The organism is Sorangium sp. So ce128 (assembly GCF_051525245.1).
Classification (GTDB): Bacteria; Myxococcota_A; Polyangia; order Polyangiales; family Polyangiaceae; genus Sorangium; species Sorangium cellulosum_B.
Map to the genome: position 1 here is coordinate 5,112,776 of NZ_CP150313.1, position 16,205 is coordinate 5,128,980.

Annotated in this window: 11 protein-coding genes; 4 read left to right on the forward strand and 7 right to left on the reverse strand. The window is 71.8% G+C overall.

Annotation, left to right across the window (positions count from 1 at the left end; all coding sequences use genetic code 11):
* Positions 1-42 precede the first annotated feature (42 nt).
* Positions 43-1,293 (reverse strand): AgmX/PglI C-terminal domain-containing protein, encoded by a 1,251-nt coding sequence (locus WME82_RS19460; protein WP_438044060.1) that lies wholly within the window; start codon positions 1,291-1,293, stop codon positions 43-45.
* A 167-nt stretch (positions 1,294-1,460) separates the two neighbouring features.
* Here WME82_RS19460 and WME82_RS19465 point away from each other — a divergent pair, with 167 nt between their 5' ends.
* The gene (locus WME82_RS19465; protein ID WP_438044061.1) at positions 1,461-2,339 is read left to right on the forward strand and encodes a DNA-formamidopyrimidine glycosylase family protein; all 879 of its coding nucleotides are present in this window, start codon (positions 1,461-1,463) and stop codon (positions 2,337-2,339) included.
* Between the two features lie 125 nt (positions 2,340-2,464).
* The gene (locus WME82_RS19470; RefSeq protein WP_438044062.1) at positions 2,465-3,223 is read left to right on the forward strand and encodes a hypothetical protein; all 759 of its coding nucleotides are present in this window, start codon (positions 2,465-2,467) and stop codon (positions 3,221-3,223) included.
* Here the strand turns inward: WME82_RS19470 and WME82_RS19475 are convergent.
* The 6 genes from WME82_RS19475 to WME82_RS19500 form a co-directional block, all read right to left on the reverse strand.
* Positions 3,175-6,642 (reverse strand): ATP-binding protein, encoded by a 3,468-nt coding sequence (locus WME82_RS19475; protein ID WP_438044063.1) that lies wholly within the window; start codon positions 6,640-6,642, stop codon positions 3,175-3,177. The two genes, WME82_RS19470 and WME82_RS19475, sit on opposite strands and share 49 nt — an antisense overlap.
* A 45-nt stretch (positions 6,643-6,687) precedes the next feature.
* Entirely contained in the window at positions 6,688-7,785 is a 1,098-nt protein-coding gene (locus WME82_RS19480; protein WP_438044064.1) for an AI-2E family transporter, read from the reverse strand.
* Positions 7,786-7,937: 152 nt separating this feature from the next.
* Positions 7,938-8,468 (reverse strand): pyridoxamine 5'-phosphate oxidase family protein, encoded by a 531-nt coding sequence (locus tag WME82_RS19485; protein ID WP_438044065.1) that lies wholly within the window; start codon positions 8,466-8,468, stop codon positions 7,938-7,940.
* A 196-nt stretch (positions 8,469-8,664) separates the two neighbouring features.
* Positions 8,665-9,669, reverse strand: coding sequence for a zinc ribbon domain-containing protein (locus WME82_RS19490; RefSeq protein WP_438044066.1), 1,005 nt, complete (start codon positions 9,667-9,669; stop codon positions 8,665-8,667).
* 8 nt (positions 9,670-9,677) lie between these two features.
* Complete coding sequence (locus WME82_RS19495) at positions 9,678-10,880, reverse strand: hypothetical protein (protein ID WP_438044067.1); 1,203 nt, start codon at positions 10,878-10,880, stop codon at positions 9,678-9,680.
* A 39-nt stretch (positions 10,881-10,919) separates the two neighbouring features.
* Complete coding sequence (locus WME82_RS19500; RefSeq protein WP_438044068.1) at positions 10,920-11,894, reverse strand: alpha/beta fold hydrolase; 975 nt, start codon at positions 11,892-11,894, stop codon at positions 10,920-10,922.
* 1,660 nt (positions 11,895-13,554) lie between these two features.
* Here WME82_RS19500 and WME82_RS19505 point away from each other — a divergent pair.
* Together WME82_RS19505 and WME82_RS19510 are read left to right on the forward strand one after the other, a co-directional pair.
* Positions 13,555-14,034 carry a hypothetical protein gene (locus WME82_RS19505; RefSeq protein ID WP_438044069.1) on the forward strand — a complete coding sequence of 160 codons (480 nt, stop codon included), beginning with the start codon at positions 13,555-13,557 and terminating at the stop codon, positions 14,032-14,034.
* Complete coding sequence (locus tag WME82_RS19510) at positions 14,031-16,202, forward strand: ATPase domain-containing protein (RefSeq protein WP_438044070.1); 2,172 nt, start codon at positions 14,031-14,033, stop codon at positions 16,200-16,202. Before WME82_RS19505 ends, WME82_RS19510 begins: the two co-directional genes overlap by 4 nt.
* Positions 16,203-16,205 lie beyond the last annotated feature (3 nt).

Consider the following 16,205-nt stretch of genomic DNA (forward strand, 5'->3'; position numbering starts at 1 on the left):
TCCGCGGCACGCGCGGTGGCTGCCCGCACTACCCCTTCGGCGTCATGAGCCTGGCGAGAACATGATGGGATACACCACCGTGACGACGCCGCCCGCGGGCGCCGGAAACGTGAACTTCTCGAACTCGCGCAGCACGCAGCTCACGACCGCGCGATCCGGCATGAGCGCGCTCGCGGGCGATGGCGGGGGGCTGTTCGGCAAATCGCCCTCGGCGACCGCGGTCACCTTGCCGTCCCTGCCGATGACGAAGCGCACAGCGATCCGGCCAGCGAGGTTGGGATCGCGGCGCAGCCCGTCTTCGTAGCATTTGCGCAGCTCACCGAACCGCGCGCGCACGACGTTCCGGATCTCCTCGGGGTGCAGCCGGCCCGAGGCCTCCATCGATAGCGCGCGAAACAAGGGCGGCGCCCCTGGCGGCCCGGTGAACCGACCCTCGCGGGGGAGGGCTCGGAGCATGAGGATCTCCGGCTTCGAGCCCGGCGGTCGCTCCTTCCATTGTCGCGCGCGGCCCAGGGTGGTCGACACGACCTCCTTGACGTCGGCGAGGCTCGCTCCTGGCACGGCGCGCAGGCCGATGCGGTCGAGGCAAGTCCGCGGCGCCTTCGCGCACGCGGCTTCGGCGAGCTCCGCGAGCGCGGCGGAGGCGCGTTCCCGCTGCGGGCCGACGACCTCGCGCTTCACGAGCGTCCGGACGAACCCGCCGCCCTCCGAGGCGCTCGGCGGGGCGACGGTCAGCTCGAAGAGGCTCACCTCCACGTCGCGTTCGCGGACATCGACGGCGATCTCGAACCACGGCGGCTCCGGGGTGCTCTCCTCGGGAGCGCCTGGCACGGGCGCGCGGAAACGGAGCCCGCCCACGCCGGTGCGCAGCAGCGCCACGGGGTAGCCCGCGAAGGCCGCCGTGCGGGAGACGCTCTCGATGACGATCCAGGCGACCGCTTCGTCCGCCATGACGGCGATCTCGCCCTGCGCGGGCGCGCCGCGGTCGCTCTCGCGGGCGCGGCGCGCCTCCAGCTGCACGAACAGCTCATCGACCTTGGTCAACCGGCCGAGCTCGGCGATGCTCTTCGCGTCGCCGACGAGCCGGCCGTCCAGGAGGATCTGGTCGCCTCGGATCTCGACCTCCGGCGGCGAGGCTGCGTCGGGCGGGGCGTCCGGAGCGACGGGCGGCGCCGCGGGCGCCACGGTCACGGCGATCGGACGCTCGGTCGACGCGCGCGGGGGCGCAGGCGCGGCGCACGCGCAGAGCGACGCTGCCAGCAGGACGACGGGGCACCAGGTCGGGTGAGACATCGAGGGGTTCTCCAGGGTCGCGACGCTCGACTGGCGCGAACCGAGGAGGGGAGCATACATGTTCAGGCGAGCGTGAAACGAGGCTGGCGATGCGGTGAGGGCCTGACTCTTCCGCTCGTGCCCCTTGCGATCCGGCCGGTCCGCACCAGAGCCTCCGGACACCGCTCATGCCTGAAGGCGACACCCTCTTCCGCATCGCCGCCGCCCTCGGCCCCGCGCTCACGGGCGCGCCCGTCATCGCGCTGGAGCTGCCCCGGAGCGACCAGCCGTGCCGCCGGCTCGTCGGCCGCCGCGTCGAGCGCGTGGAGGCGCGCGGCAAGAACCTCCTGATCTTCTTCGACGAGGGGACCGTCCTCCACACACACCTGCGCATGAGCGGGGCCTGGCACCTCTACCGCGAGGGCGAGCGCTGGAAGCGGTCCGAGGCGACAGCGACGGCCATCCTCGCGGTCCCGGGCTACGTCGCCGTCTGCTTCCGCGCGCCCGTCGCGCGCCTGCTCCGCGCGAGCGCCTTGCGCGGCGATCGCCTCCTCGGCGGCCTCGGCCCGGATCTGCTCGGCGACGCCTTCGACGCCACCGAGGCGCTCCGCCGCCTGCGCGCCCTCGACGAGGTGCCGCTCGGCGTCGCCGTCATGGACCAGCGCGTCATCGCGGGCATCGGCAACATCTACAAGAGCGAGCTCCTCTTCCGGACGCGGCTCGACCCCTTCGCCCCGGTCCGGGCGTACTCCGACGAGGAGCTCTCCGCGATGCTCGACGTCGGCCGCCGCCTCCTGCAAGCCAACGTCGAGCCGCGAGACGCCGCCAGCGCGTACCGTGGGCCGACCGCACATTACATGACCACACGCACGACGCGCGCCGGCGGAGACCGCAGGAGGCCGGTCAGCGTGTACGGCCGCGAGGGGCGCGCCTGCTACGACTGCGGCGCCGCTGTCCAGATGCGCCGGCAGGGAACGATGATGCGGTCGACTTACTTCTGTCCTCGCTGCCAGCCGACCCGCGCCGCGCCGCCGCCGCCGGCCGGGCCTGCTCCGTCCGCGCCGTGACCTCGGCCGCCGGCGGGCCGCGCTGCGGCGCGTGCGCGAACGCCAGCCCCCCCGGCGATCGCGCGGCGCGCGCAACCGTGCTGCCTGGCAGACCTTTCCGGCGCTCCGATCGTACGATCCGCTCCATGCGCCTCACCCTGCTCCTGTTCCTCGCGCTCGCGCCCGGGTGCAGCCACGCCCTGGACGAGCCCGTCACCCCGGACGACGCCGGGAGCGCAATGCCCCCGCCGGCCCCCGTCTCCTCCTCCTCGGCGAATGCGCCGGGCCCGCCGCCCGAGACGGGCACCGCCGAGGCCGAGATCGACCCCCGCCTCGCCCCGCTCATCGCCGCCGCCTTTCGCGACTACAAGCCCTGGGGGCGCGTCGACGACGAGCTCCGCTGGGCGCCCTGGCTGTGCCGGATGCCGCTGCCCGGCCGCGTCCGCATGAGCGCCGCCGAGGACGGCAGCCACGCTCGCAAGCTCTACTCGGTGTTCGCCAAGCACCGCGATCGCTATCCGCTCGCCGAGGGACAGGCCCCCGTCGCTCAGCCGGTCGGGCAGGTCCTGGTCAAGGAGAGCTTCGTCCCAGAGCTGGTGGCGGACGGCGCGGCGGCCGCCCTCCCGGGCGCCGGCGCCACGCCGCCGGACGCCGCGGATCACTTCGACCCCCTCCTGCGCGACGGCGATCGCGTCTACCGCGCGTCGCGCCTCGCCGGCGCCTACGTGGTGCTCAAGGTCGCGCCGGACACGCCCGGCACCGACGCGGGCTGGGTCTACGGCACGGTCACGCCCGCGGGCCAGGTGACCTCCGCCGGCCGGGTCGCCTCGTGCATGGGGTGCCACGTGAGCGCCCGTCACGAGCGCGTCTTCGGGCTCGCGCCGGCGCCGCCCGCGGCGCCCTGACGGGCTCCGGACGCCGCGGCGGCGTCGACGACCCCGGCGAGCGCATCCAGCGACATCGGCTTGACGAAGTGGGCGTCGAACCCTGCCGCCTCGGCGCGGCGGCGGTCCGACGCCTGCCCGTACCCCGTGAGCGCGATGAGCGCGCCCGAGCACAGCTCGGCCTCCCTCAGGCGCCGCGCCACCTCGTAGCCGTCCATTCCTGGAAGCCCGATGTCGAGGAGCACGAGATCGGGCCGATGCTCCGCCGCGGCCTTCAACGCGCGCGGGCCGTCGCCGGCGATCCACACCTCTTGCCCGAGGGCCAGCAAGGCGTCGGCGAGGGTGCGCGCCGCGTCCACGTTGTCCTCGACGATGAGGACGCGGAGCTTCCTCGCCGCCGGAGACGGCTGTTCTGCGTTCTCCGAGGGCGCGGACGTCGCCCCGACGGCCGCGGCGGGCAGGCGCTCGTCCGCCGCCGCGGGCTCGCGCTCGTCCGCCGCGACGGGCAGGCGCACGATGAACTCGCTGCCTTGCCCGAGCCCCGGGCTCGTCGCTTCGATGCTCCCGCCGTGGAGGGCGACCAGATCGCGGACGATGGTCAGCCCGATACCGAGGCCGCCGGGCGCCCGATCGAGGCTGCGCTCCGCCTGATGGAACAGGTCGAAGACATGGGGCAGCACCTCCCTGGCGATACCGATCCCGTCGTCGCGGACGCGCAGCTCCACCTGATCGCCGCGCTGCTCGACCGTCACCGCGATGTGGCCCCCGAGGTCGGTGTACTTGCACGCGTTGGTGAGCAGGTTGACGAGGATCTGCTCGAGGCGGACGGCGTCCCCGAGGACGTGGACGGCGGCCGTCGGCAGCACGAGCCGGATCTGGTGCCGCCGCGCCTCGATCTGCTCGCGCGTCGACTCCACGGCGCGCGTCACGGCGGCCTTGACGTCGACCCGCTCCTTGCGGAGCTCGATCTTCCTCCGGGTGATGCGCGACACGTCGAGCAGATCGTCCACGAGGCGCATCAAGGTCCTCGTTTGCCGCGCGATCACCTCGACGTGCCGGTCCGGCGGCCCGCCGCGGCTCCGCCGCCGGAGGAGCTCCACGGCCACGCAGATCGGCGCCATGGGGTTGCGCAGCTCGTGCCCGAGCATGGCCAGGAACTCGTCCTTCCGGCGATCCGCGTCGGCCAGCGCGTCCTCGCTGCGCTTGCGCTCGGTGATGTCCAGGGACGAGCCGACGAACCCGAGGAACGCTCCGGCGGCGCCGAAACGCGGGGCGCCCTGCGTCACGATCCACCGGCTCTCGCCGTCCCGGCGGAGCATCTGGCACTCCAGCGTGAACGGCTCGCGCGTCTCGATCGATTCGGCGCACGCGCTCGCGACGAGCGGGCGCTCGTCCGCGTGGACCGCGTCGAGCCAGCCGTCTCCCAGCTCCTCTTCGAGGGGGCGCCCCGTGAAGCGCAGCCACGCGGTATTGACGTACTCGCACCCGCCGGAGGGCCCGCACATCCAGATCATCATGGGGGCGCAGTCGGCGAGGGAGCGGAAGCGCTGCTCGCTCTCGCGGAGGCGCTCCACGTCCTCGTCGACCTGGCGGCGCAGCCTGGCGATCTCGATGCGCCCGCCGACCCGCGCGAGCAGCTCGCGGACCGAGAACGGCTTGACGAGGTAATCGTCCGCGCCCGCCTCGGCGCCGTGCACGCGCGACGCTTCCCCGGATCGGGCCGAGAGGAGCACCACGGGGACGAGCCGCGTCGTCGGATCGGCGCGCAGCGCCTGGAGGAGACCGAACCCGTCGAGCCCGGGCATCATGACGTCGGTGAGCACGAGATCGGGCGCGCGCGCGCGCGCGGCGCAGAGCGCCGCCTCGCCGTTCTCGACGGCCTCGACGGTCCACCGCGTCGCGAGGATGTCCCGGAGGTAGCTCCGCATGTCGGGGTTGTCCTCGACGAGCAGGACGTGGCCGGCCGGGCCCTCCGCCGGGCGCGCGTGTCCTGCGCTCGCCGGTGGCTCCAGCGGCAGCTCCACCGACGGCGCGCGCCCGGAGACCCACTGCGACGCTTCCTCCACGAACGCCTGGACCGTCACGGCCGTCATGCCGAGCTCCCGCTCGGCGCCGACGCGCTCCGCGGGAACGTGCGCGGATCCGGCGGGGATGCGGACGGTGAACGTGCTGCCACGACCGACCTCGCTCGTCGCCTGGACGTCGCCCATGTGGAACCGGACAAGCTCCCGCACGAGCGCGAGGCCGATGCCGGAGCCCTCGTGGCTCCGCCCGCGCGCCCCCTGGATCCGGTGGAAGCGCTCGAAGATCCGGGGGAGCTCGTCGGCGGGGATCCCCGTCCCCGTATCGCGGACCTCGAGGAGCACGTGGTCGCCGCCCCACCGGAGCGAGATCGCGATCTCGCCCTCGAACGTGAACTTGAACGCGTTCGAGACCAAGTTGAGGACGATCTTCTCCCACATCTCGCGATCGACGTAGACGCGCTCCGGGAGCGGCGGGCAGTCCACGACGAGCCGGAGCCTCGCCCGCTCCACGGCCGCGCGGAACGCGCTGACCACTTCCGCGGTCAGCGCCGAGAGGTCGAGCGCCTCGTAGGAGACCTGCATCCGGGCGGCCTCGATCCGGGCGAAGTCGAGCAGGGTGTTCACGAGCTTGAGGAGCCGCCGCGCATTGCGGCGCGCGAGCTCGACGAGCTCGCGTTGCCTGTGGGTGAGGCCGCCGGGCGCGCCGGTCAGGAGCTCGTCGATCGGGCAGAGCATGAGCGTGAGCGGCGTCCGGAACTCGTGGCTCACGTTCGAGAAGAACCTGGTCTTGAGCTCGTCGAGCCGGCTGAGCTGCTCGTTCGCCACGCGGAGCTGCTCGTTCGCGCGCTGGATCTCCTGCGCCCGGAGGAAGACCTCGGCCTCGACCCGCTCCGCCCGCGTCTTCAGCTCCTCCGTGCGCCGGGTCTGCTCGATCCCGCGCTGCTTCAGGCGGACGAACTCGGTGACGTCCTCGACGCGGTGGATGATGTACGCGACCTTGCCGTCCGGCCCCATGAGGGGCGAGTTCAAGGGGCTCCAGTACCGTTCCTCGAAGCCGCCTCCCTCCGCTTCGGGGCGCGGGATATCGTATTTCTGCACGGCCATGCTGTCCGGGGCGCCCGTCTGGATCACCCGCTCGAACGAGGCGCGCAGGTTCGTCGTGCCAGTCGCGTGCAGATCGTCCGGATTGTCGGGGAAGGCATCGAAGGCGTTGCGGCCCAGGAGCTCCTCGCGCCGCGTGTTCGCGGCCCGGAGAAAGGCATCGCTCGCGGCGATGATGGTGAAGTCCGGACGGAGAACGACGTAGTTTCCCGGGAGCCCCTCGAAAATGGCGCGGAAATCCGCGCTCGCGGGCAGCGCCTGCTCGCTCTCCGATCGCTGATGCGGCTTCGTGCTCGAGATGAGGCTCGTGGACATGGGCAGATCTTCGGGAGAAGACCTGGTGCACGAGATCGCCTATCGCTACCCGGATCTCCGCGCTCCCGCGACGCTCGGTCGCAGCAGTGAGCTCGGCGCCGGCTCGCCGCTGACGGGCGCCGCTTCGGGCTCCTCGGGCGCGGGCTCCATGATGCGCGCGATCCAAGACAGCCCCTCCACGTTCTCCAGCGTGATCTTCGCGACCATCATGATGGGCACCGACAGCAGCGCACCCGCCGGCCCCCAGAGCCAGCCCCAGAAGAGCATGCCGATCAGGACGGCGAGCGGCGACAGGCCCAGGGTCCGCCCCAGCACGCGCGGCTCGAGCACGTTGCCCACCAGCAGGTTGATCAGCAGGTACCCGATGGCCACGAGGGCCGCGGTGCCCGGGCCCTGGCTGGCCAGCGCGGCGAGCACGGCCGGGATCGTCGCGACCGCCGCGCCGATGTTGGGGATGAAGTGCAGGACGAACAGGCTCGACGCCAGGAGGAGCGCCAGGTCCACACCCAGGACGACCAGGAGCGCATAGGCGAGGACGGCGACGAGCAGGCTCGTCAGCGTCTTCACCACGAGATACTTCTTCACCTCCCGCACGATGCGATCGACGTGCTCGAGCCCGCGCGCGGGGGTCGAGAGCAGCCGCCGCACCTTCGCGCCCGCGCCGGCGCCCTCGCAGAGCGCGAAGAACACGACGAGGAGCACCATCCCGAGGCTCGACGCCGCGCTGGCGACCGTGACCGCGGCCCCACCGAGGAGGGGGACCAGGGACGCCGTGTGCAGCGTGCGCGAGAGGAACTCCGGGTTCACCGGGAAGCCGCGCTCCGTGAGCGTCACGGCGAGCGCGTCGGTCATCGAGGACATCCGGACCAGGTAGACCGGCACCTTCTCCTCCAGCTCCACCCCGGCGATGGTGACCACCGCCCCGACGAAGACCAGGATCGCCAGATCGACCACGAGCGCGGCCAGCGCCCCGAGGGCCGCGGGCAGCCCGCGGCGGGTCACCCAGGTCGCGATGGGCGACGAGATCGCCGCGAGCGCGACGCCGAACAGCACCGGCACGAGGAACGGCTCCGCGTAGCGCAGCCCCACGATGACGACGACCGCCGCCGCCGCGACCACGACCATCTGAGCTCGACGAGACATCGTGAAGATCCCCATGCCCAACCTCGTTGCTGACGGGCTCTCGCGTCACCTCCGCTCCGGTGGAGCGGAGCGCGGCGCAGTCTCCTCTGAGTAAGAGCAAGGGATGCGCCACGCGCCGTCCCGCTCGATCCGCGGCGCGACGGCGTGGATCGCTATCGCGCGGACACCCGGGCATCACCGGGTTGCCCGCCGTTCAGCGGCACCGCGCCGTGCTGGGCGGCGTCGGTCTTCGGCGTCGTCCCGGTGACGTACGCCTTGACCGCCTCGACGAGGAACCTGAGCCCGGCCGCGCCTTCGTTGTCCCAGTACTCGCCCTCGCGCGGGCTCACGTGGATGAGCGCGAGGGAGGGATCGTCCTTGCCCTGCGGGAAGAACACCTTGGCCTCCTCCGACCACAGCGCCTCGATCTTCGTCCGACTCCGCACGATCGAGGCGCGGCCCGACAGCGACAGGAAGCGGCGCCCCTCCTGGAGGGTCACATTCACCTCCGGCTGCGACTCGATCTCATCGACCTTGCCCGAGTCGATGCTCGTCATGAACCAGACGTCCCCGGTGTCGCTGTCGACCTTCATGAGCGCCATCGGACGCGCCCGCAGCGCCCCCTGGCTGGCGTGCGTGACCAGCATGGCAGTCCGGAACTTCTTGAGGATCTCCAGCAGCTTTTCCCGCGATCCAGTTTCCATGGTTTCCTCCATCGAGCTCCGGCCTCAGTGCGAGATCCGGACCATGGCCGGGCGCGCGGTGGAGGGCGCGAATCATGGCTCTGCCGTGCCGCACCGAGCGTGCGTTCGAGGCATTCCGCCACAGCGGCAGGCGTGGGCCGCCGCGCCAGCGCAGCGCTGGAGCTGGGGGAGGGGAGAGGACCGAGGGCGGGTGAAGCTACGCGGCGCGGGCGAGCACGAGGGCCCCGATGACGAGCACGAGGAGCGCGAGCGCGCCGGCGACCACCAGCGCCACCTTGCCCCACGCGATGGGCGCCGTGCCTGTGACGTGGCTCGCGTCCTGGCCGTGGACGACGGCGCGGTAGCTACGCCCCTTGTAGCGGTAGGCGAGCACGTACGACGGCAGCGCCAGCCGGCGCGTCTCGAGCGCGTGCAGGAGCACCGCCACGTGCACGTTGCGGAACGTGGACCCCGGGATCACGCCTCGCGTCAGGGCGTCCTCCGCGCTGGCGGCGATCCGCTCGCTGACGATCTTCCGCGCCGCCGAGCGCTGCGCGTCGAACTGCTCCAGCACCGCGTCGGGCGGGCCGAGCTGCTGCTCTGTCCGGTGCGCGGCAGGCACCGCCAGGTCGAGCCGGAAGTACGGCGCGAGCTCCTGGGCCTCGTCGAGCGAGAGCCCGCGGGAGGCGGACAGGAGCAGGTTGCGGAACGGCAGCCGCGTCTGTCCGGCGTGCGGGGCCCAGCTGCTCAGCCGGGCGCCGGCGTTCGAGTCCGCCGTCCAGCTCACCACGGCGTCCGCGCTGACGAGCCAGCCCGCCCACCAGATCGGGCGCAGCCCCTCGACGGTCGCCGCGCGCGCGAGATCCGACGGCCGGAAAAAGCCGAGCGTCGACATCCACCGCCGCAGCGCCTGATCGGCCTGATCGGGGGGCACCCCGAACGGGAGCAGCCAGTCGGCCTGATCGATCGGGTCGACCGGCTGCTCGATCCGCGTGACGGCGCCGCAGAAGCGGCACTTCGGCGCCTGCGCCTCGGCCGAGTACGAGACCGCGGCGCCGCACTCGGTGCACCGCAGCACCTGCACCGCCTGCGGGGCCGGGGCGCGGCCCTGCGGCGCTGCGAGGCCGCAGACGGCGCAGCGCAGGTCCCCCGGCTCCAGCGGCCCCTGGCAGCGCGCGCAGCACGGCCCCGTGGCGCTCGTGGTGGCCGAGGCGACGTCCATGCTCGCGCTCATCGCGTCCCTCCGGTCGGTGCGGGGCTGCTCCCGGGGCGGACGCGCTCGGTCGGCGCGGGGGCGGCGGCGGGGGCGGGCGGCCGCGCGGAGCCGCGCCGTTCGGCCGGATCGCGGCCCCGGTCGCGCGCCGCGGCGAGGAGGAACGGCGCCGCGATCAGCGCGATCACGAGCACGACGGCGAGGGCGATCTTGATCCAGGAGAGGGGGGCCTTGCCGTGGATCGCGCCGGTCTGGCCGTTGATGAGGACCCGGAAGGGCGGCTTCTGCGGGTCGTGCCGCAGGGCGAGCACCCAGAGTGGCACATAGAGCAGCTCGAGCGTCTCGCGGTCGAGGTGCGTCTCGTGCGTCAGGCCGTGGTGGCTGTCCCCGGGCATGAAGCCCGAGAGGTCGCGGCCGATCTTCTCCAGCGCCTCCCGCCGCGCGAGGCCGTAGCACTCGGCCTGGGTCATCGTCGGCTCCTCGGCGATCCAGCCGCTGAGCACCGCGGGCGTGTAGCGCCGCATCGTGCGGAGGTCGAACGGCTCGATGGCCTCGAGCTCGGCGTTCGGGACGGCGCGAGACGCCACGACGAGCACGTCCATGACGTAGGTCGCGTGCTGGCCTTCGAGGTGCCGGTGCTCGGTCCTGGTGACGACGCGCGTCCGGGTGACGGCGTTCCCCTTGTCGTCGGTCGTCGTGTACGTCTCGGTTTCCTGGTAGTCCTCGCCGATCTGCGCCGCGTAGCGCGTCTGCGCCATCGCCGAGTACAGGTAGGCGGGCGTGTAGACGCCGCGGATCGCGTCGATCGTCGCCGTCTTGACGCTGGACTGCACGAAGAAGCTCCGCTTTCCCAGCCACGCCTTGACCGCGCCCTGCGCGCTCTCCCGGGTCGTGGTGAACCCCACGACGAAGTGCGGCGACGGCCGATCATGGGAGGGCGGCCGCTCCACCACCGAGGGCGACGCGCAGTAGGGGCACACTGCGGTACGCTGGTCCGCTTCGACGCGCAGCGAGGCGCCGCAGGTCTCACATTCGAGTTGCACCGGCGCCCGAGAGAACCGCACCGGGGGGCGCGGCGTCAACAGGGAAGGGGGGCGCGCGGCCGACAATCGCGCCCAGGGCACGAAGCGCGCGCCACCATCGGTCACCAACGTGAACGTGGTCGTGGTCGTGAACGTGGTCGTGGTCGTCAACGGTAAGCCGTGAACGACCACGTTCACGACCACGTTCGGATGTCGGAGAACGCGAGCGAGTCTTGGCTAACAGGGAACGGGCGGCGGCCGGCTCCCGAGGTCGGCGGGAGATGCCGAGTCGCCTGTGTCCTGCTGCGGTGTCTGCCGCATCAGCGGAGACAGCGAGCTCCGCGCCCAGCGCCTGACCGCGGCGTCCGGCCAGGGCTGCCACCGGGGGCTGGCCTGCGGCGCGCGAGCCGCCGCGGCGGATGCGCGCGGGGCGCGCGCCCCGGTGCGCAGGCGCGGCGCGGGCCGCGGCTCGTCGAGGAACCGGAGGAGATCGGGGGCGAGATCGCTCACCGCTTCCCGGTGCGGGTAGTGCCCCGCCCTGGCGAAGCGCCGCACGGCCGCGCCTTCGATGTAGCGGTCGATGTCCGCCGCGTGGCGCGCCGGGATCACCTGATCGCGCTCGCCCCAGTAGACGGCGAGCGGCGGTATCTCGGGGAGCCGATGAGCGATGTCCATGAGGTGATGGCGCTGGCCGCGCAGATCGATCGCGTGGCGGAGCGTGCGCGACAGGGCGCGCGCCGTGCCGGGCCGCGCGTTCATCCGGGCGAGGTGCCTGCGCTCTTCCGCGTTGAAATCGCCGCCGAGCACCAGCACCCCCGCGTGCGTGCCGACGCCCATGAGCACCGGCGCGGCCAGCTCGATCAGCCCGGTCACGGCGGCGAGGCGCAGCGGCAGCGCGACCTCCGTCCCGATGCCGCCCGCGGCGACCAGCCCGACGCGGTGGATGCGCCCTGGCCGCTCGGTGGCCACGCACATTGCAATGCTGCCGCCGAACGAGTGCCCCACCAGATCGAAATCGCCGAGCCGGAGGGCACGGATCCATTCAGCGACCACGCCCGCATACCACGCGACCGTATAGGGCGCGTCGGGCCGGGCCGAGTCGCCATGGCCGGGCAGGTCGAGCGCGACGACCCGGCGCCCTGCCGCCGCGAGCGCGGGGGCGAGGCGGTTCCAGGTCCGACAGCTGTCGGACAGGCCGTGTACCAGGACCACGGGGCGCTGGTCCGCGCCGCCGTTCCGGGAGGGGGTCCACTCTTGCCAGTGGACCTCACCAGCAGAAAGGACGCGAACATGGCTGCGACACGTGACCGACATGTTCTTCATCAAGAGTTCGCACGAAGTGCCGCGTCTGTCCAGATTGCACGGATGAGATGGGGAGCTCGGGGGGGACGCCGCGAAGCGAGCTTCGCGTCCGGTGTGGGTTTTGCAGCGCCAGCGTACGCCGCACTGGGCACATTCGAGTGGTCCCCGGAGGGCGGCCGCCCTGCCTCCTCCCTGGCTCGGCGTGTCCTTGGCGCAGTCGGCCGCTTTGTCATCCCACCTCGGTGGTGCGTTCGATGCCCTGGCCGGGCCGCCCTGCTGGCGCACGGACAGAATCAAACTTCATGGTTACTTGTTGACATCGCGCTCTACTTGAGACGAGTCTCGCCGCATCGGAAGACGTACGCTGGCGCGCTTGCTCTGTTGTGAGAGCGAACGCTGTTTCGACGCGCGCCGCGGGGGGCGGATCTGGAGGCTGAGGGAATACAGGTATGCCCTGCGCCAGATCCGACGCGCTGGGTGACTCCGTAGATATGGGCATCATTCCCCAGGAGTCCGAATCAACATGATGCGATTTGCCAGCCTGCGCCCCCAGGCTGCGCATCGTAGCGAGAGGCGCGATTGCAATTCGTGGCTGCATTGTGTTCGCGCTCATTGCCGGTGTCGCTGGCGCCTTCATTGGACGTGCCGCTCCGCGCGACGCGCCGAGCGCACAGGCGGCCGCCCAGGTGCGGCTGCTCATCAACGCCGCCGTCGAACGGTCAGCAAGGCCAGCCCGCCGCGCTCCTCGGGGGCCAACCTCGCGCTCGACCGCCGCGGCAGCGCCCCTCGTCCCAGAGGACGGGGCAAGAAAGAAGAGGAGTTCCATGCAGCGCTCGACCGTCTCCCGTGCCCGAATCGGGACGAGGCGCCGCCACCGGGCGATAACGAGAGACGTGGGGCGGCCGCTGTGCCAGCCTGAACCCCGTGGTGTCAGGCCGCGCAAGGTCGAGCCGCGAGCGGGCGTGGAGCGCGAACAGGCGCTCCCCGAGCCCTCCCGCAGCGGCATCGCGATGGACCGAGCGGCCCTCACCCTCGCGAACCGCACGAGATGACCGAGATGCGAGACCTCGAGAGAATTGCACAGGATGCGCGGGCGATGCTGCGCGAGGCGGCTGACGCGGCGACCTCCGCGCGCCGCGTCGTCCGTCACGTCCTCGAGGGGCTCGAATCCATCATCGCGCTCCGCGCCTCCGCCGGAAGCGCGCAGGACATCCATCGCGTGCGGGAGCTGGTCGACGATCTCCGCGCCGCGCGGAGGTCGGCGGGCATCTCGTTGTGTGCGGCGCAGCGCACCGCGGACGACGCGCTCCACGCGCTCGGCGGGGAGTCGCCCGGCGATCGAGCGCGGACTCGAGCCCGCGACCGCGCCGAGCTGAAGGGCCGGCACAGCTCGCACCATCGACGGATCGGGCGAGCGTCCCGAGCGCGGACGCCGCGACCGTCCGACCTGAAGCGCGAGCGCCATGGTGGCGCTGCCCGCTCGCAACGGCCTGATCGAGCGCGCGATGCGGCCCCGGCATGAGCGTGCCCCTCCCCGGCGCCCGGCGACCGTCGAGGCGACGTAGCGCCCATGCGTGACGCGAACGAGCACAGCGCCTGCGTGGACGCCTGGATGGAGCGGGCAGCTCGGGGCGCGCCGCCCGACCGCCTCATCCAGCTCTTCGAACAAGCGTTCAACGCCCTGTGGTGGCGCGCCCACGTCACCCTCGGGGAGGTCACGCTCGGCGCCATCGTGGATCGCGTTCTCTACTATGCCTCCGAACGATCTCCGGTCCTCTCGTCGCTCAGGATGGAGTCGGCCGGGATCTGCTGCGTGGAGCTCCAGGAGCGCGCCGGGGGCGTGCGTCGCGACCAGATCGAGGAGGGGCTCCGGTTCATCCTGGTGGAGTTCCTCACGGTCCTCGGAAACCTGACGGCGGAGATCCTCACGCCGGCGCTCCACGCGGAGCTCTCGAAGGTCGCGCAGGAGGAGGCGGGCGGGATCGAGAGAGCGTCGGAGAGCGCGCCCGGGATCTCCGAGGGCGAGGACGGCGAGGAAGTGGAGCCATGACGAAGAAGACGGCCATCGCGCGCATCGAGACGGGGGTGCGAAACCTGGATGCGCTGTTCGGGGGGGGGCTGCCGAAGGGGTCGATCGTCGTCGTCGCCGGCCCGCCGGGCGCGGGCAAGACGATCCTCACCCAGCAGATCTGCTTCCACAACGCCTCGGCCAGGACCCGGGTCCTCTACTTCAGCACGCTCTCGGAGCCGACCGCGAAGACGCTGCGCTACCTGAATCAGTTCGACTTCTTCGACGCCGGGAAGATCGACGGGGGAATCCAGTTCGTCGACCTCGGCGCCATCCTCCGGACGAAGGGCCTCGACGGCGCCTTTCGGCTCGTCATGGATCACGTCAAGAAGGTCAAGCCGTCCATGGTCGTCATCGACAGCTTCAAGGTCTTCGACGACCTCGCCAAGTCCAAGGAAGAGCTCCGGAAGTTCGGCTACGAGCTCGCGATCAACCTCATGGCGTGGGAGACCACCACCTTCTTCCTCGGAGAGTTCGGGCAGAGCGACATCGAGACCAACCCGCTGTTCTCGATCGTCGACGGGCTGATCATGATCAACCAGCGCCAGGAGTCCGGCGAGCAGCGGCGGGTCATCCAGATCGTCAAGATGCGCGGCACCGACCACAGCCGCGAGGAGCACTCGTTCGCCATCACGCGAGCCGGCATCGACGTGTTCGCGCCCCGCCTCACCATCCACCGGGCGGCCGTCGAGGGCAAGGAGCCGCGCCTGAGGACGGGCATCTCGAGGCTCGACGAGCTCCTCGGAGACGGGATCCCGCGTGGCTCCACCCTCCTCATCGCCGGCGTGGCGGGGACCGGCAAGACGGTGCTCTCGCTCGAGTTCATCTACCGCGGCGCGAAGGCCGGCGAGAAGGGGATATTCTTCTCCTTCGAGGAGAGCGAGGCGCGGCTGCGCGCCACCGCCCGTGGCCTCGGCTGGGACCTCGACGCCGAGATCGAGCGCGGGATGGTCGAGATCGTCTTCATCCCGCAGCCCGACATCCTGGTGGAGGGGCACCTGCTCATGATGAGCGAGCGGATCCTCGGCATGAAGGCGCGGCGCGTGGTCGTCGATTCGGTCTCGGTCTTCCTGCACAAGGTCAAGGATCCGCAGGTAGACCGAGAGAAGATCTTCCAGCTCGCCAGCGTCATCCACAACGCGCGGGCGGTCGGCTTCCTCGCCACCGACATCCCCTACGGCACCAACCAGATCAGCCGCTTCGGCGTCGAGGAGACCGTGGTCGACGGGGTCATCCTCCTCTCCTCGACGGAGGAAGGGCTCGAGCGCCAGCGCTACATCGAGATCTACAAGCTCAGGAACACCGCCCACCTCAGGGGCCGGCACAGCATCCACATCGGCCCGGGCGGGCTCATCGTCTATCCCCGTTACAACGCGGAGGCGGCGTTCGGCGAGCCGCCGCCCCCGCTCGACACGGCGCGGCGCCTGCCCTCCGGCGTGCCCGGGCTCGACGGGCTGCTCGGCGGAGGGCTGCTCGAGCGCAGCGTCACCCTCCTCTCCGGGAGCGCGGGCATCGGGAAGAGCACCCTGTCGCTGCAGTTCCTCCTCGAAGGCTGCCGCCGCGAAGAGCCGGGGCTCTACCTCGCCCTCGAGGAGGGGCCCGCACAGCTCATCAGGACCGCGGAGGCGCTGGGGCTTCCGCTCCAAGAGGCGACCGAGAAGGGGCTCGCCGAGGTCATCTATCTCTCGCGGGAGCGCGTCCGCCCGAGCCAGCTCCTCTCGCTCCTGACCGACAAGATCCGCACGCAGAAGACGCGTCGATTCGTCCTCGACAGCGTGAGCCACCTCGCGGCCGAGGGCATCGCGGAGGACGAGCTGCGGCAGCTCCTCTACGCGCTGATCACGCGGTTCAAGGCGCTCGACGTGACAACCGTGCTCACGCTCGAATCGAGCGTGATGTACTCCAGCGAGACCGTCACCGACCGCAGGTTCTCTCCGGTGGCCGACAACCTCGTCGTGCTCCGGTACACACCCATGCCGGGCGAGATCAGGCCGACCCTCCTGGTCGTGAAGACGCGCGGCAGCGAGCACGATTTCGGCGCCTACCACTTCACCGTGGGGAAGGGCGGCGCCCGGATCGGGCGGCGCGCTGACCTGGGTGCCCCTCTGGCGGCGAAGAACATCGAGGGCCGGAGCCGAACGAAGAAATAGGAG